The 24,774-nt window shown below is 67.3% G+C and carries 4 protein-coding genes; all 4 read left to right on the forward strand.

The window, feature by feature from the left end; genetic code table 11:
* Positions 1 to 9 precede the first annotated feature (9 nt).
* On the forward strand, positions 10 to 3,321 hold the full coding sequence (locus ABD793_RS23395; protein ID WP_344863409.1) for a right-handed parallel beta-helix repeat-containing protein: 3,312 nt from the start codon (positions 10 to 12) through the stop codon (positions 3,319 to 3,321).
* A 16-nt stretch (positions 3,322 to 3,337) separates the two neighbouring features.
* Complete coding sequence (locus ABD793_RS23400; RefSeq protein ID WP_344863411.1) at positions 3,338 to 3,736, forward strand: YbaB/EbfC family nucleoid-associated protein; 399 nt, start codon at positions 3,338 to 3,340, stop codon at positions 3,734 to 3,736.
* The gene (locus ABD793_RS23405) at positions 3,733 to 4,095 is read left to right on the forward strand and encodes a hypothetical protein (protein WP_344863413.1); all 363 of its coding nucleotides are present in this window, start codon (positions 3,733 to 3,735) and stop codon (positions 4,093 to 4,095) included. The genes ABD793_RS23400 and ABD793_RS23405 overlap by 4 nt, the downstream gene beginning before the upstream one ends.
* A 105-nt stretch (positions 4,096 to 4,200) precedes the next feature.
* Entirely contained in the window at positions 4,201 to 24,081 is a 19,881-nt protein-coding gene (locus ABD793_RS23410; RefSeq protein WP_344863415.1) for a WXG100-like domain-containing protein, read from the forward strand.
* The last annotated feature ends 693 nt before the right edge of the window (positions 24,082 to 24,774 follow it).

A 24,774-nucleotide genomic window follows, 5' to 3' on the forward strand; every position in this document is an offset into this window, starting at 1 on the left:
GCGGAGACGATGAACCGACAGCTGCTCGTGGTCGCCGGTGACCGGCCGGGCGCGTACCCGACGATCGGCGCGGCGCTGGCACAGGCGCAGGCGGGAGCGACGATCAGCGTGCATCCCGGTCGCTACGAGGAGAACCTCGTGGTGAACCAGATGGTTTCGCTCGTGGCCGAGCAGGGAGCGGGCACGGTCGAAATCGTGGCGAACACGGGCAGTGTGCTCGTCGCGAACGCCGAAGCGGTGCAGCTGAGCGGGTTCACCCTGACCGGGGCCGACGACCAGCTGGTGACCGTCGACGTGGTCCGCGGCGAGGCGGCGCTGGACGGGTGCCGCGTGTCGGGGACTTCGTGGGCGACGCTGCTGGCCAGGCTGCAGGGTTCGCTCGCACTGCGGGGTTGCACGGTGACCAGCACCGCGGGTGCCGGTGTCGTGCTCGCTTCGCCGTCGCAATCGACCATTGAGGACACTGAGGTTGTCGAGGCCGCCTCGTCCGGGGTCGTGGTGGCCGAGGTCGGTTCCGTGGTGTTGCGCCGGTGCGTGGTGCGCGACGCGGCGGGCAACGGCATCTGCGTCAACGGTGAAGCGGTCGCGGTCATCGAGCAGTGCGAGATCGCCGGTGCGCAGAAGCCGGCGATGGTCGTGGAGCAGCAAGGCCGTGCCACGATCACCGGACTGACCGTGCGCGACAGTGCGAACGTGGACCTGTACGTGACGAGCCAGGGCCGGGTTTCGGTGGCGTCGTCGCAGTTCCGGTCGGCCCCGATGCAGGCGGCGCACGTGGCCGCATCGGCCGCACCGCTGCTGCGTGACTGCGTGTTCGCCGGTGCCGGGGGAAACGCTCTGCAAGCCACCGGAACCGCGGCGCCGCAATTCGTGGACTGCACGTTCGAGGGATCGCCGATCACGATCCTCGTCGACGGCCAGGCCCGGCCGCGGTTCGAACGGGCGACCGTGCGCGGCTCGTCGCAGACGGCGATGATGGTCTCCGCCGAGTCCGCGGTGCGCGTCGGCGGGCTCCGGCTGTCCACCGAAAGCGGCGCCGGGATCGTCCTCTCCGGACAGTCCACTCTGGACCTGGCGGACGCCGCTCTTGACACCGGCCGGGAGAGCGGATTGCGGGTCACCGAGGACTCGCGGCTCACGGTGACCGATATCCGGGTCACCTCGAGCGCCGAGCAGGCCGTGTCGTTCGCGTCCAGCGCATCGTCGTCGGCGAAGTCGGTATTGGTGCGCGGCGGTGGCCTGCACGTGGCGGGCACGGCGGAAACCTCGTTGCAGGACTGTGAAATCGCCGAGTCGAGCACTGACGGCATCACCGTCGCCGAGGGTGCGGTGCTCACCGCGTCGCGGTGCCGGGTGCGCAGTGCGCGGGGCAACGGGGCAACCGTCGCCGCGCGAGCGTCGTTCACCGAATGCGAAATCCTCAGTGCCGGGCAGGACGGTTTCCACGTCGAAACCACCGAGCCGGTCAGCATCCGTGACTGCGTGGTCAACGACGCCGCGGGTGAGCTCGTGGGCGGTGCCGAGCAGGCGGACGTGCAGAACCTGATCACCGACTCCGCACGGTCCTCGGACGAGCCGCTGAACGCGGGCCCGCTCGGTGATTTCCCGGACGCGGAGCCGGCACCGGACCAGACCGTGAGCGAGGCGGCCGGTGAGGTGCTCGAAGGGCCGCTGGGCGATCTGGAAGCGCTGGTCGGGCTCGCCGGGGTGAAGAAGGAAGTCACCGGCCTGATCAACCTGATCAAGATGTCCCAGATGCGCGAGCGGATGGGACTGCCGATGCCGCCGATGAGCAGGCACCTGGTGTTCGCCGGCCCGCCCGGTACCGGTAAGACGACGGTCGCGCGGCTCTACGGCACAGTGCTCGCGGAGCTGGGCATCCTGTCCAAGGGGCACATGATCGAGGTGGCGCGCCAGGACCTGGTCGGCCAGTACATCGGGTCCACCGCGATCAAGACCACCGAGGTCGTGGAGAAGGCCATCGGCGGGGTGCTGTTCATCGACGAGGCGTACACCCTCGCGTCGGGTACCGGTGGATCCGGCCCCGACTTCGGTCAGGAAGCCATCGACGCGCTGATGAAGATCATGGAAGACCAGCGCGATTCGCTCGTGGTGATCGTCGCGGGCTACTCCGAGCAGATGGTGCAGTTCCTCGATTCGAACCCCGGTCTCGCTTCGCGGTTCACCCGCACCATCGAGTTCCCGAACTACAGCGTGGACGAGCTGGTCACCATCACCACCGGCTTGACCCGCAAGCACTACTACGAGCTGACCGACGACGCGCTGACCACCTTGCGGGACTACTTCGAACGCGTGCCGAAGAACTCGACGTTCGGCAACGGCCGCGTGGCCCGCAAACTGTTCGAGGCGATGGTGAACAACCAAGCGTCCCGGCTGGCACTGCACCCACCGTCGAAGGACTCCGAGCTGAACCGGCTCACCGCCGACGACCTGCGTGCCGAGCTGAGCCAGCTGCCCTCGGCGGCGCAGTCGACGGTGTCGGTCACCGCCGATCCGGCCGCCGCGATCGGGACGAGTGCGGGCTGGAAGCGGCTCGGCGGGCTCGTCGGCCAGGCTTCGGTGCGCGAGAACGCGGAGCGGCTGCTGCTGCGGCTCGGCGGGCTCACCCACGAACGGCAACCGCTCGGATACCAGGCGAACCTCGTGGTCAGCGGGAAACGCGGCACCGGACGGACCGAGTACGCGAAGCTGTACGCGCAGCTCCTGTCGGAGTTCGGGATGGTCCCGGTCGGGCAGCTGGTGCACCTCGGTCTCGCCGACGAGCTGTCGCCGCGCTGGCCGGGTCAGGCCGAACACCTGGTGCGCGCCGCGATGGGCGACGCGTCCGGTGGCACATTGGTGATCGACCTCGACGGAGACTGGGACACCTCCCCGCACACCCCGGGGGTCGAGGCGCTGGAGGCGCTTGGCGAGATGATCGCGCGCCGTCCGGCCGATCCGGTGGTGGTGCTCACCGGCGAAGCCGATCGGGTCGCCCAGCTGCTCAAGCAGTTGCCCACCCTGCGGGAGCTGTTCCCGTACGGCTGGCAGCTCGGTGAGTACACAGTGGACGAACTGGCGGAAATCGCGGTACGGCTGCTGGTCCGGCGTGGCCACGAAGTACCCGACGACGTTCGTGACGCGCTGGCCCACGAGCTGTCCGCGGCGTCCGAGCACACCGTGCACGCCGCACACGAACTCGCCAGGACGCTCTCGGCCGCCGCCGCGTCCCGCACACTGGCCGCCGCCGATCTGCGGGGCATCCGTCCGCCCGACACCGGAGCGCTGGCCCTCGGGCCGGGGCTGGCCTCGGTCGGCTGATCCAGGGAGGTAACCGATGGGTTCGCAGCACGAGAAGATGCTCGAGGACGCGCTCGCCGCCTACCAGCGGCAGCTCGATCAGTTCGACGACACCCGGCATCAGGTCGAGACGGTCACCAGCACCGCCACCTCCGCGCGTCGTGAGGTGAGCGCGACCGTGGGTCGCACCGGTGAGCTGACCGAACTCTCGTTCCCGACCGGCGCGTACCGGCGAATGGCGCCGGCGGAGCTGGCCTCGGTGATCGTGCAGACGGTGGCCGCGGCCAGGGAGAAGTCCATGGCCGCGGCGGCCGAGGCGATGGCCCCGATGCTGCCGCCGGGGATCTCCGCACAGGATCTGATGAGCGGAAAAGTGGACGTGAACGCCCTGTTCTCGGCCCGGGTGCCAGGATTCGACGAAGGGAACCTGCTGTGACGGACCAGTTTTTCGTCGACGCGGACGGACTTGACAGCGGCCGCGACGGATTCGACGGCAAGGGCGCCGAACTGCGCACCCTCGCGCAGCGCCTGCAGGGCCTGGCCAATCCCAGCCGGATCCAGGCCGCGGCCGGGAACGACAAGAACGGCAAGGAGTTCTCGCAGACCCACCAGAAGTCGGCCACCGACATCTACAACGGCATCCGGGCGTGGGCCGAGGCGGTCGAGGCCACTCGTGACTCGATCGGCGACATGGCCACGTCGTTCCGGGATGCCGACCAGGGTGCCTACGACGCGTCGAACTCGCTGTTCCAGAGCTTCACCGAGTTGAACCAGGCCGTGCACAAGGACGAATAGGGTCGCCGGGTATTCCTGAGCCGAGCCCGCCCGTCGGATCGGTCGGCACGGCCGAGCCCGAAGTCCTGATCCCGTTGTCCTGGAACCGAAGGAGGTGTACCCGCGATGAGCATGATGGTCGATCCCAGTTTGAACTGGGTCTTCTACATCATCGCGGGTGATGCCTGGCCGCAGGGCGACGAGGACCAGGCTCGCGCGCTGGCCGCGGAATGGGATCAGGTCGCGCAGCAGATCGCCGCGGCGGACCAGGGTTTCAGCCAGCTTTCTCAGCAGGTGGTCTCGAACGTCGGCGGCGACGTGGCGACGAACTTCGCGTCCTTCGCAAACAAGCTGAGCACCATGGGCTCCGGCTACGCCGCGCAGGCGCAGCAGCAGGCGTCCGCGCTTCGCGAATACGCGCTGAACGTGGAAAACGCCAAGTACGGCATCCTGATCTCCATTGCGGTCACCGCGGCGGACCTGATCTGGGCGATGTCGAACCCGTTCACCGCACCGTTGGTACCGGCGATCTGGGCAGCCGGGCGCACGGCCGTGATGCAGATCGAGCGGTCGCTGATGTCGCGGTTGCTGAGCCTGCTCTCGCGCGTCGCAAGGGAAGCCGCGCAGGAGGCCGCGGAAGAGGCCGCGGAGGAAATGCTCGCGGAATTCATCCAGATCGCGCAGGGCAACCGGGACGGATTCGACTGGGGGCAGATCGGCCAGAACGCCGCCATCGGCGGGATCGCCGGAGCGTTCGCCGCAGGTGCGCACAGCGGACTGGGCAAGTACGGCAACAACGTGTTCGGCGCAGCAGGCGTGGAAGCCGGGGCCGAAGTGGTCGCCGGCCTGTCCGCCGCCGGTCTCTTCGGCGCCGACCTGGACAGCCTGGGCTGGGGCGCCCTGAACGGCGGCCTGAGCGGCGCCGCCACCCACGGAGCAGGCCACGCCGGCGAAAGCCTGCACAACCACCTGACCGGCGGAGACAACGGCAGCACCACCAAGGGCCCCAACGACCCCGGCGGCGCCGACACGAACATCAACACCGCCCCGGTAACCGCCCCGAACGCGAACCCCAACGGCACCGGCGGCCCGAACGGCACCGGCAGCTCCGGCGACCCGAACAGTACCGACGGCTCAGACCGCTCCGGCGGCCCCGACGGCTCGAACTCGACGGGCGGTCCGGATCCGACCGGTGGCTCGAACTCGACGGGTGGCTCGAACTCGGCGGGTGGTCCGAACTCGACCGGTGGCTCGAACTCGGCGGGTGGTCCGGATCCGACCGGTGGCTCGGACTCGACCGGTGGCTCGAACTCGGCGGGCGGTTCCAACCCGACCGGTGGCTCGAACGGTTCCGACGGCACCAACCCCACCGGCAATCCCGGCAGCAACGCCAACCTGCCAGGCACCAACCACAACACCGGCGGCACCGCCAACAACCCCACCGGCGGCAGCAACCACAACACCGGCGGCACCGACCCAACCGGAAACTCCAACGGCACCAACCCCGGCACGAACAACTCCAACCACAGCACCGGCAACGAACCCACCGCACCCCACAACTCAAGCGGCAACACCGGCTCCGGCACCCCAAACCCCGACACCACCAACACCCCCGGAAACACGCCAGGCAATGCCGGAAACACCACCGGCGACCCCGGAAACACCACCGGCAACCCCGGCAATAGCTCAAGCCACACCGGCAACCCCGCCAACAACCCTGCCGACACCGGGAACAACTCCACCCCGAACCCCAACACGAGCCCCGGCTCCACCACCAACCCAGGTACGAACAGCGGCGGCACCAACGTCACCACCAACCCAGACTCACCAGGCGGAACCAACACCAACGTCACCCCCGGCAGCAACCCCACCCCCGTCGGCGACAACACCGGCAACAACATCAACACCAGTCCCAACGGAACCCCCAACCCCGGGGCAACCCCGAATCCCGGTGACACATCCAACCCAGGCCCCGGCGCGAACCCAGGAGGAACCCCCACCCCTGGCGGGAGCCCGAGCCCAGGCGGCACTTCCGACCCAGGCTCCAGCGCCAACCCAGGCGGCACTTCCAACCCGGGCCCCAACGCGAACCCGGGCCCCAACCCGGGCAGCAACCCCAACCCTGGTGTGAACCCGAACCCCAGTGCGAGCACCAACCCTGGTGGAAACCCCGGTGGGAACCCGAGCCCAGGCGGCACTTCCAACCCAGGCCCCAGCGCCAACCCAGCCGGCAACCCCAACGCCAACCCCGGTGTCGGCACGAATCCCGCCGGAAACGGGAGCAACCACAGCTCAACCCCGCCGCCGTCGACGGCGGGCTCGGTCAACACCGGCAACCCTGCGCCACCCCCGGCAACGCCGGGCACACCGAATCCGAACTCGGTCAACACCGGCGGCCCGACCCCGTCCCCGGTCGGCGGCGACCAGGGAAACTCAGCCACGCCCACGCCCACCACCGGCGGCAACCACCCCACCACCCCATCCCCCGCAACAACCCCCCACCACGGCGGCGGCCTGCCCGGCTTCACCGGCAACCAAGGCACGAACACCGCCCCCACCCCGCACGCGGACCCCACCCCGAGCCCCCAGCCGAGCCCGGCCCCGAGCACATCGACCAGCCCGAACCCGAGCACTCACCTCGACCCCACCCCGAACGCGTCGGTCGACCCGAACCCAAGCACTCAGCCGGGCCCGACCCCGAACACGTCGACCACCCCAAACCAGGACACCGGCGGAAACCCCAACCCCGCAACCAGCACGAGCCCCCACTCGAACACCGGCCCGACCGCCTCCCCGACCCCGAACACCAGCCCCAGCCCGAACCCGAGTACCTCCACGAACCAGAACGCGCAGCCCGCCCCGAACCCGAGCACCGGCCAGACCAGCTCGCCGACCCCGAACACCGGCCCCACCACGAACCCCGGAACCAATACCGGCCCCACCCCGACGACGAACCCCAACCCGACCCCCAGCACCAGCCCGAACACCAACACCGGCCCCAACCCGAACCCGACCACAAACACCGGCTCGACCACGAACACAAGCCCGACCACAAACACAAGCCCGACCACAAACACCAGCCCCAGCCCGAACCCGAGTACCTCCAGTACCACGAACCCGGGCACCGAGGCCCAGTCCAGGCCCGTTCCGCCGCCGGTGGCGGGCAGCGTCGACGGGGTGAAGTCGAGCCCCAGCCCCTCACCGAACGCGTCCACAAACCCCGCGACGAGCGTCAACGGGCCGGACCGCACACCCACGTCGTCTCACACAAACGGTTCGCCGACCCCCGGGCCGGCACCGTCGAACGTCACGCCGGCACCCCCATCGAGCCAGCCGAACCCCTCGCCCACGCCGACCGGCACCACCGGCCCGAAATCCGACACCTCCCCGCAACCGAACCCGACGTCCGAAAGCCCGAAGCCACCCCCCGGCCCGTCCCCGAAGATCGACACCAAACCCACGCCAGCACCCGAAACGTCGATCAACACCAAGCCCACCCCGACGCCGAACACCGAAAACAACTCCAATTCCAAGAACACCACGTCGCCCACCCCGAACTCCAACCCCAACCCTGCACCTGCCCCGAAGTCCAGCCCCAACCCAACACCCGCCCCGAAATCCGACGCCGCAGCAAAGTCCAACCCGACACCAAAGTCCAACCCGACGTCCAAGTCCAACCCGACGTCCAAGCCCAACCCGACGCCCAAATCCGGCCCGACAACCAAATCCGACCCGAACCCGAAGTCCGACCCCACCCCGGCGCCCAAGCCAAGCACCAACCCGAATCCCACCCCCGCGCCCAAGCCGAGCACCAGCGCCAACCCCACCCCCGCACCCCAGACCCCCAAGCCCGCCAGGACTCCGCGCCGCAATCTCCACACTCCGGTCGCGGCCCCCAAGAAGCCGGCTCCCAAACCGAACACCAACACCGGACCCGGTCCGAATGTTGGGCGGGTTCCGTTGGTGACGGGTGGGAAGGGTGATTTTCGGCAGGTGTTGGGGAGTTTTAGGTTTACTGTGGTGAGTGAGACGGGTGTGTTGGGGGATGTGGGTTCTCGTCATGAGGGTAATGTGGATGGTGTTGGTGTGGTGGCGACGGTTGCGGCGACGGTGGATGATGATTTGGATTTGCTTGCTGCGAAGTATTCGGGTGGGTTTTCGGGTCGTTCTGGGGATGGTCGGTTTGGTTTGGTTATTGGGTTGAATGGGACGCCGGGTTCTGAGTCGGTGATCAGTCGGAAGGTGGAGCAGTTCAGGGCGGGTTGGGATAATCGTTTCCCGGTGGCGGTGGTGGGGTTTACGTGGAAGCATCCGAGTTCGGATGTGGTGGATCAGAAGACGATTCCGTATGGTGGTATTCGGGAGACGATTGTGCGGAATCCGGTGACGGAGGAGGTGGTGGGTCGGGTTCGTGATGCGGGTGGTGGTAATGAGGTGTATTTGCATGTTGGTGATGCGGATGTGCATTCGTTGGGTACTGGTCGTGGTCCGTTGTTTGATGCGGTGAATCAGGTGGTGGCGGGTAATCCGGAGGGGCCTCCGGAGTTGATCAGTGGTGGTTATCGGGTTCGTCCGGGTGATGGTGATGTGGCGAATCGGGCGGCGCAGTTGGATCTTGATGTGCGGCAGGCGATGGCTGGGGTGGATTCGCGGTCGGTGTATTTTCCGGAGCCGAATACGTTTGTCCGGTTGGATGGTGGCAGGCTGGAGAATGATGCGACGTTCGGGACGCGGAATCCGAATACGGGGAGGTTTGAGTATGGGGCGAGGGAGGGGCGGGGGCTGGTTGATTCGGTGGTGGCGCAGCGGAATCCGGGTTGGCAGTATGGGGGTCATCCGAATGCGATTGTGAAGTTTGATTCCGGTTTGGCGGTGCAGACTGATGGGTCGCGGATTGCGAGTAAGGTCGGTACGGATCCGAATAATGTCACTGCGTTGACGCAGAGTCATGCGAACGAGACGACCTGGTCGGATCAGGTCGGTCATTACCTGGGCAACTACACGAGCCTGGACCCGAACCTGTCCAAGATCGCCGCGAAAGCAGCGTTCCACGGCATCAACCCCACCGGACCCACCCCCAACCGACCGAACAAGTTCACCGACTTGATCGGGAATCTGTCGCGCAATGAGACCAAGGCGCTCAGCGCAGGCTTGAACAGCAACCCCGAGGACGGTAAGAAACTTGCCGATATCACCCTCGCCACCCGGCAAGCCCTCATCGACAACCTGAGCGGCAACGGGTCTCCGGCCACGCACACGCCTCCGGCTGCACCGCGGAACCATCAACCGGGCCCAGCCGCGAATCCCGAGCCGAGTCGGTCGAACCAGTCGAACCAGCCGAACCAAGCCCCTCAGCCGAACCAGTCGAAGAGCCTGCCCGGTCCACGCGACTGGGGCAACCACCGTGACAACGCTCCGCCCACGCGGTTCACCTCAGAGCGGTTCGACCCGGCCAAGGCAATTGCCGAGCAATTCACCGGAAATCGCAGTGGGCTGCGAGGTGGTCAGCTCACCGGCGCGATGACCAACATCAGGTACGATGTGCGCCGTTTCGAGGTTTCGCCCGGGAATTGGGTTCGCGAATTCACCGTGCCGATTGATCTGACCTCGTCGTCGGGGTCGGTCTCGGTCGACGAGCGGAACCAGCTCGTCGAGAACGCGCAGAACCACCTGGATTCCTGGGTCAACCAGCAACACCGGTTCCCGGGTGGGGACCAGGTGCACGTCCGGGTCGACGCGCGCGTCGCCGACGACGTCGACCCGAACGACGACAGCTGGCAATCCGACCCGACCCGCCGGATTCCGGTCAACGTGCACAACTCCGCGGTCGACCCGAATTCGCCGGCCACGAACCAGCTCAACTGGGATGTGCACGATTCGAGTTTCGGTGTCGCGCACGAAGTGATGCACTTCGTGGGTCTGGGCGATGGCTACAAGAACAACGAGATGCTGTTCAACCGCCAGGACCAGACCGGTGTGATGGGTCCGGACGCGTGGCAGGACTCGTCGCTCAACGCGAACAACCTCGCACAACTCGAGAACGTCTCCAACACCGCGAACATCCGCGACCACCACCTCACCGATAACCCGACCCCGCAACCGCGCCAGGACAGTTCCGCAACCCCGCACCCGCAGACCGACCACCACTCGGACGACACCGACCCGACCCCGGCCACCGACCCGAGGCCGGACATCGGCCCGGAATCCCGGTCGAACACGCAGCGGCTGGTTGATTCGGTGGTGGCGCAGCGGAATCCGGGTTGGCAGTATGGGGGTCATCCGAATGCGATTGTGAAGTTTGATTCCGGTTTGGCGGTGCAGACTGATGGGTCGCGGATTGCGAGTAAGGTCGGTACGGATCCGAACAATGTCACTGCGTTGACGCAGAGTCATGCGAACCAGACGACCTGGTCGGATCAGGTCGGTCATTACCTGGGCAACTACACGAGCCTGGACCCGAACCTGTCCAAGATCGCCGCGAAAGCAGCATTCCACGGCATCAACCCCACCGGACCCACCCCCAGCCGACCGAACCGAATCAGTGAGGTTGCGGCGAACCTGTCCCCGGACGACCGCAATGCTCTCCTCCAGGGAATGCGGCAGAACCCCGAGGACGGTAAGAAACTCGCCGATATCACCCTCGCCACCCGGCAAGCCCTCATCGACAACCTGAGCGGCAACCGGCCCGCCCCCAACCAGGCCACTACCAGCCAGCCGACCCCCAACCGGCACAGCCCGGCCGCCGCACCCCCCAAGCCGTCCCCACAACCGGACCAGCACACCCCAAATACCAACGAGGCATCGGACACCAGCCGAACCCCCGACACCAGCCCAGCCCCGAACCCCCGAACCGGCGTGAATGTCGAAGCGCACCGTGGTGTGCAAGCGGTGCGGGAAAGCAACCCCAGAGCGAAGCAGGAAACTCTCGACAAGGTCAAGCCTCGCGAATTCACCGCAGACGAAAAGGCCGCGATCGACGACGCGTTGAAACACTACGCGCCGATCATCGGTGACCGTCGGCAGAATTCCAACCGCGCCGGTGTCGAGCAGGAAGTGCAGCACATCGGTGCGGCGAGATTCGGCATCGAGCGTGGTGCTCTCTCACCTGGCATGGGTGGTGAGTACATCGGGTCGCACAAAACCGTGAACCTGTACGCCCTTGCCGGGTTCAGCAAGGACTTCGGCGGCGGCCGCCGGGAACTCGAAGGCACGCTCACCCATGAGCTGTCCCACGGCCTGCTGAAGTACGCACTCGACGACTTCACCAAGCACGTCGGCAGCTGGAACGAAGACGGTACGCCGAAACGGAATCCGGACGCCGAGCCACCGGATGACCGGCTTGCCCGCACCGCGCACGATGATTTCACCGCCGCGGTCAGGTCGCACCTGCTTAATGCGGAGGGTCTTGCGCGGCGCGCCCCGAAACGCGCGGACTTCGTGGCGCAGCTGGAAGCAGCACACCCGGAGGTCTTTGCGCGGCAGGGAGATGAGCTTGCGCGAGTCCGAGCGCCTCGCATTGTCAAGGAGCTCAAGAAACAACAGGGCGAACTCCAGGCGAAGTTCAACGAGCACACCGGATCGTGGACCCGCGACGGGTTCCCCTCGGTCGAGGGCGAAAGCCCGATCACGCGTTATGGCACGACGAACCCGAACGAGGACATGGCCGAGACGGCCAAGTTCTACTTCCTCGACCCGGACAGGTTGCGGGCCGAGGCTCCGCGCCGTGCGGAATTCTTCGACCGGCTGGTCGCGGACTGGACACCGCACGGGAACGACGCGGTGCTCGTCGCCGACGAGGAGACGTCCACAAAGGAGCAGCCGGACGATCGGGCGCTGACCGAGCGGCTGCCCGAATTCGCTCGCGACGGGAAGGCGCTCGGCTCGATCGTGCCGGTCGACGTCCGTGGCGCCGAGGACGTGGGCAAGGTCATCGAACGACTTGTCCGCCAGTTGGGACCGGGTCGGGAGAACCCGCCGAAACTGGAAGGCGTCGACGCGATCACCGCAAGCCTGAGCGGGCCGGGCTTCGAAGCGTTCCTCGGTCAGGGCCGCAAGTCGATGGTGCGGGTCGGCGAGAAATGGTACGAGGTCAAGGTCCGGGCCGAACTCGGGCTCGACGGGATCGGATCCGACCAGATCACGAAGCTGGACCAGCCGACGATCGGCGATGTGAAGAACGAGGTCAAGACCACTCACGCGACCCCGAAGACGGACACCACAGCGAGGGCGCTCGGCACCTCGTACTTCGGAATGTTCCCGGCCGGCCCGTACGCGTCACTCGGTGGCACGGTGCAGCTCGCCGGTCCGTCCACGGAGCACACCGGGACCACGACCGGCACCGAGCAGCGCGTGATCCGTTCGGCTGGGGACGTCCAACGGGCGGACGTGCCGGTTACCTACCACATCACCGTCAGCACCGAGACCGGTGGCATCAATGGGTCCACTGTGGATGGCCAAGTTGGACTGATGCTGTCCACCGACCTGAGCAACCTGAAGCAGGCAGAGCTGGATGGCACCGCCGACCCCAAGCCAGACTGGGCGCAGCAGATCGAGTTTCTCGCCCCAGAAGCGGTGGACCTGGACGAGAACGCGTTGTTCGATCAGGTCAGCAAGAACCTGCATCCGTCGGTGACCAAGTTCGGCGCGCCCGGTCGTACGACGCTGCAGAACTTCCTGAGCGGCCGCGGGATCCGCAGCGTCCTCGGCACCGCAATGCAGGGCAGCCCGGTGGTGTCGAACGATTTGCTCAGCCCGCACGGATCGCATCGCGACGCGGTGCAGCTGCAGGCGAGGCCGACGAATGTCGAATTCGTCGGAGTCATCCCCGGCGACAGCGAGCTGCGCTTCAACGACTCCTCGGTGAGCGGTGGAAGCACCGCCGCGTCGTCGAAGTCCGGCGGCGACGTGAACGCGATCTTCGGTGGTGGGTCGACGGCGCCCGGTGCCCTGAGCGGAGTGGCCGGGGTGAGCGGCAGCGTCTCCGGCAAGGTCACCCAGCAGTCCACAAGCGGCACCAGCGTCACCAACAAGTCGACGGTGAACGCAAAGGGCGACATCGGCCTGTACAAGGTAACTGCTGACCTCGACGTCACCGCCTCCAACGGCGAGAAGACGACCGTACAGGCCACTTCGTACGTCCGAATGGGACTGCCTGAGGCGAAGGCGCAGGGTCTTCCGGTTCCGAAGGACACCAAGCCGAAATTCAAGGACGTCGGAAGGCGTTTCGAACCGCCGTACCTTGCGTCGGCCGCGGCGGCAGGCAACGTCCGGGCCGGGTCGTTCTCACCGGCGGCGCAGGTGCAACCTCAGATCGAGAACGCGCTGCGCAGTCAGCCTGGCCTTGAGAAGTTCCTGCCGCGCTGGGACAAGTTCCAGAGCGACAAACAGGGTTCCAGCCAAGACGTCGGCACTCGACTGTCGAATCTGCGCAAGATCACCGCCACGTTCTCCCCCGCATCGCTTCGGGGCAAAATGGACAGTCTGCTCGGACCGGGCGTGTCGGCCCAGTTGAAGCGGCGCGGGCTGTTCACCGACGAGTACATCAATGTCACGGTCAAGGCGAAGCTGTCGTCCGGAACGCACTTGGGCCAGGCGGACGGGCGGCTGGTCAAGAACAGCAATGAGACGAGCCCGTCGCTGACCAGCAGCACCACCACCGAGAAGGGCTGGTCGACTGGGGTCGAGGGCCGGGTCACGCTGCCTGTTGTGGCGGGGCTGGCGAACCTGGGCATCAGTCCGACCGTGACCCCGCTGCAGTACTCGGACAACCGGACGTGGAAGAACGCCGGTGGTCCGACGGTCACCACCACGACGACCATGGGCGGCAGTGACAATGCGCAGGTGTTCGACCACGACGTCGAGTTCGAGGTCGAGATCACCAGCTACACCCGCAACCGGCCCTGGGTACGACGGCTGACGCCCGGCTCTCCGTTGCGGGTGACGCCGAAGGTGTCCACAGTGGCCAAGACCGGCGATCCCGCGCTGCCGCGGATCTCCGGCAAGGTCGATCTGTGGGTGAACGACGGTGCAGCGCTGAAGAAGGATCCCGCGGACTTCACCCCGGGCAAGCCCGGTGTGGTCGCGTTGACCCAGAACGAGACACCGAGCGTCGACGAGTTGTTGACCCAGCAGCAGGAACAGACGTCGCCGAATTTCCTGCACGTGGAGGCATTCGCCAATACTGAGGCGGTGCGCGACGAAGCGCTGCGGCAGTTGCAGCGTTCGGCCGGCGGCGACTCGGTACTCGGGTTGCCCGGCGGCGAGGCGAGAGCGCGAGTGGACCGGATGTTCTCGCCGGAGAGCCTCCGTGCTGCGACGCCGCGGCTGCTGAAGCAAGGCGGAACGGCCGGAGGATTCCGTTACGAGCGCCGGATGGCCGATCGCGTCGGCGGCCTCGGCATGGGTGTCTCGCTGAGCAACCCCAAGCTGATCGCGGTCTCCGAGAGCGGCGGTGGCGAGCGGACCTACGCCGGCGGTTCGAAGGCGAGCTACGAGCAGTCCCGCAAGCAGGCGGTCGAGGCGAGTGTGCAACTCGGCTTCACCGCACGGCCGGACGGCAACACCACGCACGGCCAGGGCCAGGTTGTCGGCACCGCGAAGTGGAGCCCTTGGCAGCGAACATCCGGTTCGTCGAACGAGATCAGCGCCAGCGTCGACCACACCAGCCGGGCGTCCGGGACGAGCCGCACGGTGCTGGTGCAGTACGACGCGAACGTGCGGCTGGTTGCGGAGAGCCGCCAGGAAGGGCTGCTCAACGGGTCGATCTCGCGGAACGGGGCGGACGTGAAGCTGCCCGGATCGATGTTCGTGTCGATGACCGAGCAGCAGGCCCGCGACGAAGGATTGCTGCCACAGGTGCAGCCGCGCGATCCCGCGCCCGGTACACTTTCCGGGCCGTCCTTGGTCGGCGGCAAGTCCAGTTCGCTGGGTGCGGCAGTGGTGGAGGACGCCCCCAACCTCTCGAAGCTGGTGCAGGACGCGCGGGACGAGTTCGGCAAGACCGGCGGCAAACTGCTGCCGAAGTCGGTGCTGGACGATTCGATGAACAACCTGCAGCGGGCGCTCGACATGTCCACTCCGGACGCAGTGACGTCTCTTGTGGATGGTGCGCTGGATGGCGGTGTGCCGCTGCTGCTGCAAAAGCCGGGCATCGTATCGACCGACAACCACCAGGTGCTGTTGCAGGCGAAGATCGTCGGTACTGAGTTCCTCGACGTCGTGCACGATGGCGGCGAAGTCGATCATGTCGTCAACTCGACCCAGACCACCAAGAAGAACTCCGGGCACGGCTCGTCCTACACCGGCCAGATCCGCGGTGCCGGACGCGGGCTCTTCCGCGACAGCGACCCGAAGATCAGCGGTTACGACGGTGGCTACGCCGGCGTTTCCGGTACTCGGGCCAAGAGCGACCAGACGGTGGAGGACAAGACGACGACCTCGGCCGTGACCGCGTCCTCGAGCGGGCCTGCGGCACGGTACCGGCACCAGATCCAGTTCCAGCTGGTGGTCGCGCAGGGCGGGCAGAGCCGGTCGCTCGCCTCGCAGGAGGCGTCGGTGACCGTGCGGTCCTCGGCCGACGACCAGCGGATCTCCGGCGACGAGCGGTACCACACGAAGCTCTACGGCTCGCGGACCACCGAACTGGATGCCACGGAGTCCACACCGGACCGGATCGAGGCCTGGCAGCAGCAGGGCTTCGGCGCCTTGCCCAAGTCGTCGATTGTCGAAGGGTTGCGCGGTGCCGCCGATGTCCGTGCGGCCGCAGTGCGGGCGTTGCGGCTGGCGGGCGCGGGCAAGGGGATCACCGGCCCGAGCACCGGCGCGAACAACACCCTTTCCGCATCGATCACCAACGAGACGCTGCAAGCGAAACTGCCGGACATGCTCGGCGCCGCGCTTGAGACACCGGACCTTCATGAATCCGGGCTGCTGGGTAACGAGCACGGCTCGGTGAAGGTATATGCCCGGATGGTGCAGCCGGATCTGGTCGGCTTGAGCGATTCGGTGAAGCTGGAGCGTTCGGATCAGTCCGCAGCCACGTTCACCGGCGAGGCCAAGCAGACCGTCAGTGGCGAACAGCAGCTCAACGCGGGCGCAGGCGGAATCACCGATCCGGGCCGGAACATGCACTCCTGGGGTGGTCTGGACGTCCGCACCCCGGTCAACCGGCCGGATCCGACATCGAGTACGACCGAGGCACAGCGTTCCGTGGTAGGCAAGGCGAAGGGCCGGACGGGCCTCGTCGGGCTGGACGTCGAGTACCGGGTGGTCGCCAACGTCGGCGGCCGGACTGCTGCGGTCGAGGTACGGGTCCCGCAGTCTTCGCGGACGCGGATGAGCGGCACTGACCTCGAACAGTCGCTCGGTGAACCGCTGCCGGAATCGCTGACCACCGCCCAGGACGCGGTCAAGAAGGCGGCGGAAGAGTGGCGTAGCGCTGAAGAAGAGCTGGAGAAGGCCCAGCAGGACGCCGACGATGCTTGGCTGTCCGAGAACGACAGCGTGCGCACGCTGACCGAAGGGGCACGCGGGCTGAACGTCACGGTCGATAACGATCCGGTGCGTCAGCTGCGACAGGAGCTGGACCAGGCGCAGAACGACGCCCGCCGAGCGGGCCAGGCCCTGCGCGACGGCAATGCCGAGATCAACCGGCTCAACGAGCGAGAAGAGCAGCTCCTCGCGCTGGCTGCCGCTGTCGAGCCGGGGTCGGTGGAACAGAACGATCTCGTTGCGGATGCCTGGCGCGCGCAGCAAGATGCCCGGGATGTCCGCGCAGGACAGTCCGATTTGGTCCAGCAGCGGCAGGCCGCACAGGACCGCGTCGCGCAGATCCTGACCGTGCTGGATTCCTACCGCAATGACCACTCGGATCACGCAGCTTTGCAGAATGATGCGAACGAGCGGGTCCGCGCCGCGCGGGAGAAGTCGGACGAGGCTCGCCGCAAGTGGTGGCAGGCAAAGTCCGAAGTGGACTGGCGGATCAACACGCACTTGTGGCCGCGTCCGCCGGTGGTCTCGCGGCTCGACCCTCGCCGTACCGAGGCGCACCGCGAAGGCACCGTCGAGGCGAACGATGCCACGTCGAACCAGGCGTCCGGACGCTTTGACGATCGTGGGTTGTCGGACGAGAGGAACGAATCGACGGTTTCCGGGTGGGACTCGGAGACCGGTCGGTCGTACGACTTCGACCTGGCGGAGATCCAGACCCACGCGGTCACCGACAGCTCGGGCCGGGTTCGCGCCGTCTCGTTCCTGCCGGCGAACGAAAACACCGGTGGCATCGAACGGGATTGGGTGGCCGACAATTCCGGCAAGGTCAGCACGCTCCCGAACGGCGCGACCCCTGGAAAATTCGACCCGCTGCTGCGCCAGGCCCGCGGACTGGGCAACGAGCCTGAACTGGACGGCCGCCGGTTCGGGGAATGGGCCGACGAATCAGCTGCGCCGTGGGACAAGGACTCCTTATTCGTCTTCGCGCACGGCCGACCGGAGTCGGTGAAACTGACCCTGTTGGGCGGCCGCACGGTGCGCGTCAACGGTGCTGCGTTCGCGAAAATCGTCGCGAAATCCGGATCGTTCGCCCGGCCGCAGTCTTCAGTGACGCTCATTGCCTGCAGCGCCGGCCAGACTGACGGGCCCGGCGGTCTTGCCCACGACTTCCAGCGTGCGCTCAGCGAGCTCGGCGGACCCACGACCGTGCACGCACCGACCAAGCCCGCGCTGTTCGGCAGGGATTCCTCAACCCTGGGCAAAGCGGTCGGCGCGACGCAGAGTTTTACGACTGTGACCGACGGTGGCCATTTCCGAACCTTCGGTGGCAATCCTGGAGACGAGGCGATCGTCGGGCTCGTTCGGGAAATGGAGCACGGCGATCCTGGGCAGGATCCTGGCACCGGTCCGATCGCGTTGTCCGACCGCCAAGGCACCTTCGCGCTGACGTCCAGGGTGGAGTCGACGCTGGCCGGCGAGGTCGCGCGCACTGGGGTGCTGCGGCCGAACGCCGTGCAGGAACTGGTGTCGCGACATGACCGGCCGGACGTCGTCTGGTCTGCCGCACTCACGCGGCTCGCCGCGCGGCCGGACGTGACAGTCCAGACCGTGGTGGAGGCGGAACGCAATCCGGAAACCGGGCAATGGGTACGGCCGGAGCTGCCGCCGATGGCGCGGGGCCTGTTCACCGTCACGGGCAAGGGCACTTGGTCGGATACGGAACTGTCCCGCCCGGTTCGGCTCAATCCCGCCTGGAGCACCGGTCCGGCCCGTGACGTAGTGGCCCTGACCCGAGCCGACCCGAAGCACTACGCGGAAACCCTGGTCGAGCACCATTTCGACGGTTCGCCGTTGCCCCCGGTCACGGTGCCGGCCGATTTGGCCGAGCAGTTCAAGACCGAGGTCGTCAGCCGTCTCGCCGCGCTCCCCGTGGCGCACCTCGAGTCTCGGTTGGACGTTTTGGTCGGACTCGACCACACTCGGCTGCGCGGCGAGAACGACGGCTCGCCGGGCACGTTCGCGGAATTCGGTCCGGGTGCGGCGATATCGTCCTCGCTGACCAGCCATGATGGAGCGTCCCGAGCGCTGACCTATGTGGATCCGTCCCAGCAGGACAAGGTCCGTGCCTGGCTCGACCAGAGCGACCGGACACCGACTCCGTGGACGGGTGAGCTGGCCTCCGGGCGTGCCTTGGTGGTTGTCGGCGAGGCCGCGGGAGCGCAGGCGAAGGTCACGATTCAAGGTACGGACGGGGAAAACCACGTCGTACTGGTCGACGGTCGGACACTGGCCGCGATCGTCGCCGGTTCCCCGGAGTTCGTGTCGGCGAAGCCGGAGTCGATTGTCCTGCTGCATGATTCGGCCGGCCTCCCAGGCGGGCTCGCACACGACTTCCAGCAGGCGATGGAAGAGCGCGGTGGCCCGTTCGTGGTGCACGCGGCGACCGACTCGGTGCTGGACACAGGTCTGCGGTCCGAGCTGACCGGGGTGGCACGCGGTGGGCATTGGGAAACGCTCGGCCGTGCCGCAGACGTCGAGGTGGTGGCCGACGAGCTGAGCCGCGCGTTGAACTCGGCTTGGCAGTACGCACGCGGCGAAAGCCCGGAAGGGCCGATTGCGCTGAGCGACCGGGCCCGGACGCTCGAATTGGCCGGCGAGGTGGTCGCCGCTGCCCGCGCCGGTAGGCCGCACGGGGAAATCACGTCGTTGCTGGATCAGCATCAGCGCCCCGATGTGCTCGCGGCCGTCCTTGACCGGCAGCTCGGCGGGCAGCGGCTGACCGAGGCGCAACGGACCGCGTTGCGGGTGGCCGCCGAGCGTGGAGCGGCACACCACGAGCGGGACCGGGAGGCGGCTGCGCGCCGGGTGGCGGACTTGAACCGGACGTCGGGCACGCGATACCCGACGGATGATCCGGCGTTGCTCGATCGCATTCTCGAAGCGGCCCACCTGCATCTGGGCACAATGGACTTGGCCCGCAACGTCGACTTCGGACGGACGCCCGCGGGCGCGCCGAAGGCCCCGGGTGAGCGGGCATTGACTTGGGCCGAGCACCTGACACGCAACGGTCGGTTCCCGACGTTCTGGGAATCGGGCTACACCACCGGCACAGCACTGCGGTCCGGCCGCGGATGGGTCGAGGAGCAGATGGGGTACGCAGCGGTGCTCGGCCGTACCAGCGGCGACCCGGCCGACCGCGACGATCACACTTCGGATTTCGCACCCACCGCACCGGAGGAAATGCCGGTGTACGCGGCGTTGAATTCCGGTCTGCAGCACGGCGGGGTGTACAGCTACGGGGCGAGCGTGCTGCACCTGAAGCCGGAAGTCCGCGAGCGGGCCACGTTCACTCCTGGTGACAGTGCCGGCCGGGGTAATCTCGGTGTGGCGGGTCTCACCGATGTCGAGCACCTGTACGGGCTGCTGGCATACGGGCACGAGGAGAACGTCCGGCTGGTACTGGGCGGGGTGACCGGTTTCCGGTACGACCCGGAGCTGCGCAGTCAAATCGAGACCGACGGGCACGCCGCGGTGGGCCGGTACTTCGAGGCGCAGTTGCACGGCGGTCTGTCCTGGCAGGACGTTTCGCGGATCGTGGTCAACTACGGTGATCTGTACGGGCGCAGTGAAAAGAACTGGACCCGGGCCGAAGCCGAAGGAATGGTCGAGTACCTGCGGGAACAGCGGGACGCACACGGGTACGACTTCACCGTCGAACTCGGTTCGGAGATCGGCATTCCCGGTGGTTTGCAGCAGGCGCAGGAACAGCGCACGCTCGGCCTGTTCGGAGTGGACGAACTGGGTCCCGCCGAGCAGCGCACATTGGACGAACTCGACCGGCTGGCGAACACCCGGCCGTTCCCGGCGCGGGCGACCCGCGACGAATTGCTGGACCTTGCCGGTGATCTCGGTCTGGATACCACGGACCCCGATTCCGCGCTGGAGGACCTGTGGGAGCGGGCACACCAGGCGATTTCCAGTGGCGCCGAACTCGTACCGGAGCACGTGCTCGCGGAGGAGCCCGGCTACCGCTCGGTCACCGAGCTGGTGGCCGACCTGCACGCGACCGAGGTGAACGAGCCGGCGCCGGCACCGTTGCTCGGTCCGGACCGGTTCGGGCTCTACCGGCCGCCGGAGCCGCCGGAGTTCCTGCGTGGTCACGATTATCACGGCATCACCGCGGGGCAGGGCATTGAGCTGCTCAGCCTGCTGGATCTGGCCAAGGGTTATCAGCTGAGCTCTGAGCACGTGGATCCCGCGCGGTTGCCGGACAATCGCGAGTGGACACTCGAAATGGAACGTCCGGACGAGAAACTTGCCGGATGGGCGCCGGGTGACGTCGAGCCGCTGGCGAAGGTGACGGCGACGCCGCTGCTGATGCACGCCATCTGGCTCGGCGGTCCGCTTCGGGACGTCGGAACCATGCACACGTTCCGCAAGAACTTCGGTGCCGCCGCGGATCAGCTCGGCGAGGGAATCGTTCCGGTGTTGTGGACGGACGTGCCGCGCTGGCAGACCGAATTGGTGTTCACCAGCACGCCACCCGAAGGCGGTCCGGATCCGCTGCACGAGGTCCGGGACATGGTGTACTGGGCCGCGGAGCACGGAATTCAGCTGCTCAACGTCAATGAAGTGTTCACCAGTGCGCACCCGATGCAGTTGCAGGAGTACTACCTTTCCGAGGTCGCGAAGCAAGCCGGGCCTGGTTTCGCCGCAGCGAGCGACATTCTTCGGCTGGAACTGATGCATCGGTTCGGTGGCCTTTACACCGACGGCGACAACGTCGTGCACGGATTGGGCGACGTCGTCCGCGCGGCCGAGTCCGCCGAGGGGTACGCAGTGCACCGCGTCGGCGGCGACATTGCAAACTCGGCGTTCACCATGTCCAAGGGCCATCCGTTCGCAAAGGCCTATTTGGACCAGATGCGAGAGAATTACGGACTGACGCAGGAAAACCTGTTGCCGGACGGGGTCAACGCGTTCGGGCAGGCGTTTTTCGCCACACCGCTGGGCCGGGTGCACCGGAACTCGGTGATGTACCGCTCCGGGCCGGTGGCACTGACCCAGACAGCGCGGCGGATCGGACTGAATGCGGCGGCGGAGTTGCCTGGTATGTTCGAGATTCGGATGAACAGCGACGGAAGCTGGCTGCGCCCACCGGCAGGTGAGCAGGCGCCGCTGTCGGATCGTTTCGAGACGCTGGAACTGACTCAACGCGTCGTGCAGACGTTGGTGCGTGGTCTATACAACCGGCAGGGCGATTTGCACCTCACCGCGGTCGAACCGGCAGTGCGTCGGCACGCGGATCCGGATCTGGTGTGGCATGCGGCGTTGTCCTACGTCGCGTCGGATCCCGAGTTGTCCGGTCTGGTGCGTACGGTTACCGATCAGCGCAGTTACACCGGGGAATTGCACGAGGTCCAGCTCCCGCCGGATGCTCGCGCACTGTTGAACATCGACGAAAGCCGGGTGCACCACAACCTGGGCGAGGTCCAACGGGCTGCCAGCCTGCGGGCGCCGGACGCCGTATTGGTGATGGATTCGCTTACACCGATGGAAAAGGTTGCTGCACAGCTGATCGATGCGCTGCGTCAGGCTGGTGAGCGAGATGGCGGTCTGCCGCCGATCGAGGTCAGCGGCACCGGCCCTGATGGCCGTGTCCGAGCCGCGGAGACGGCGAGGACCCTGGCCGGGCACCTCGCTCGTTCGCTGGGCGCGGACGTCCTCGACCGGGTTCCGGTGAAAATCCGGGTGGCCGACGGTGCCGGCCGGGTCGGGGTTTCGTTCCGTCCGCCCGGTGCGCCGCCGCTCGAGGTGACGCTGGGTGCACCGGATCCGACCGTTTTCCCTGGTTTGGACAGCGAGTCTGGTTCGGCCGCTCCGCAACCGTGGATGCCGGACGATCGTGTTGTCGGCGTGCACTACTCATCGTCCGAAGTGGATGGTCCGGACGGTCCGGGGACCATCCTGGGCAACGTGTCGCTGGATGTCGCCGTTCAGGGCCGGATCACGACCGACTTCAACGGGCCGTTGACCTTGACGACTGACCAGACCGTGGTTGAGGCCTTCACCCGGCAGGTGCGAACTGACGGCGCAGACCTGCCGGTCGACGCCGTTGTGGTCGAACCGTCTGCGACCGAGCATCCGTCGGCGGATTACTTGATCAGTGGTGGCCAGCGCACTGTGGAGTCGGACCGTCGGGTGATCTCGGAGTTGGTGCGTGCCGCGTCGCACACCTGGTGGTCTCGCCCGAAGGCGCCTGCTGGCCGAGTCCGCTTGGGCGACCGGGAGGGCACCGTGAAGTTGCTCGGTGCCGTGGTCGCGGGCCTTCGTCGGGGCGGATCCACTATGGACCTGACGGCGGTTGCCCCGGATGTCTCGAAGCACGAGCGCCCGGACTTGGTTTGGACTGCGGCACTGGAGCTGATGTCGAAGCATCTTGCGAGTGGTGTTTCGCACGTGATTGACCGTCGTCTCGATCCGTCGACCGGTCGCTGGCACGTGGTCGAGCTGCCATCGTCCGCGCGCGCATCGTTGAGCCTCACCGGCAAGGGAGCCTGGCGTGACGGTGTGCTTGTCCGGCCAGTTCGTCCGACTGCCGGTTCGGAAGATGTGCCCGCGCCGATTCAGCTGGATGGAGAACAGTCGGAATCGAACGTCGCGAGGTGGATTGCGGAGTCCACTGTGGAGCGGATCTCGGATGGTCTGCCCGCTCCGGTGCTGACCGTGAGTGGCTCGTCGGAGGTTCGGGATCGAGTCGTCGCTCGGATCCAGGCCGAACTGGCGGTCTTGAACCCGGCGACTCCGGTCGCCGCCGCCGAACTGGTGGTCTTGGCCGCCGGAAATGCCGACGTCGCCACGATCTCCCTGCCGGAGACGCCATCGGCGCCGACGCTGTCCGCTTCGGACACCGCGGTAGCCGCCGGACTTGGCGGGGAGTACGCGCTGCTGCAGTTGCACGGCGTGGCCGATACGTTGCTGGGCAAGGACAATCCGGATGCGGTTGGCGCACTGTTGGACCTCGCTGTGGCAACGGCGCGAGGTGCCGATGTCAGCCGGATCGCGGATGCCGTGGAAGTGCTGGACCGGCACGGCGCCCTCGACGCGGTGCTGAGCGCGCCTGGTGGCCGCTCGCTATTGCTCGAGGAGATCGCCAGGATCACCGACAATTCGGATGCTGAGGGGTACGCGCGCGACCTGGCCGTGGCGGCGGGGACGCTGGCCGCGGAAGACCTCCCGCCGGACGTGCTGCGCGCCGCGGTACACGGCGCACTGGACGGTTGGCCAAGTGCCCCTCGCAGCTTCGCCCCGCGCGTGGAACAAACCCGCGAGGCACTGTGGTTCATGCGCCGCTTGAGCCTGGTCGGCCTGGGATGGCTGGACCGTTGGCGCACCGCGGAGGCCATCCGCCGATACCAGGAGCAGGAACGAGCCCAGTCGACCCGCCGCGCCGCCGACGTGGCCGAACTGGCCGAGCTGACCGAACTGGCGGACGGAGGCGGCGGCAATGCCCAGTAACCCCCCGCCGACAACTCCCGCCGGTGAACGCCACGCCGACGCCCTTCCCACGCGTGACCGCCAGTCCGACGGTCTTCCCGCGCGTGACCGCCGGTCCGACGGTCTTCCCACGCACGACCGCCGGTCCGACGACCTTCGCGGCCGCGACCACCGCGCGAACGCCCTTCACGCGCGCGACGGCCGCGCCGATGGCCGTTGTGGCCGCGACCACCACACCGCCGCCCTTCACCCCCGGGACAACGACATCAACGCCCACGACACCAACGACTGCGGTTCGTTTGGCGGCGCCCGCGACGGCTGTGACCACCATGCCGAGGACCAGCGCGCCGAGGACCAGCGCGCCAGTGGCTGCGGTTCGCGCAGCTGCGACCACGACGCCAACGCCTGTGGCTGCGGTTCGCGCACTCGCGACCCCGACGGCTGCGACCTTCGTGCCGAGGATCGTCACGACCGCACCCAATGGCCGGTGACGGCTGGCCGACCTGGACGTTCGTTGGGTCCGGCCCAACGATGTGTGCATACCGTTCGGCCGTCGGCGTGGTCAGTGGGTTCGACCCATGGTTTTCGCGTGGAGGTGGTCCGGCGGCCGGTGCGGTCAGTGGGTTCGGCCCAAGGGGCTCCGGCGCGTCCGTGGTTGGTGCTCAGCGGGCGGTTGGAGCTGTCGGTAGGTTCGACCGAAGGGCGTGTTGACCG

This window comes from Amycolatopsis ultiminotia, assembly GCF_039536925.1.
Lineage (GTDB): Bacteria > Actinomycetota > Actinomycetes > Mycobacteriales > Pseudonocardiaceae > Amycolatopsis > Amycolatopsis ultiminotia.

Excerpts from the sequence above, each read along its gene's own strand:
- ABD793_RS23395 (WP_344863409.1), top strand. The coding sequence starts at position 10 with ATGAACCGACAGCTGCTCGTGGTCGCCGGTGACCGGCCGGGCGCGTAC.
- ABD793_RS23400 (WP_344863411.1), top strand. The coding sequence starts at position 3,338 with ATGGGTTCGCAGCACGAGAAGATGCTCGAGGACGCGCTCGCCGCCTAC.
- ABD793_RS23410 (WP_344863415.1), top strand. The coding sequence starts at position 4,201 with ATGAGCATGATGGTCGATCCCAGTTTGAACTGGGTCTTCTACATCATC.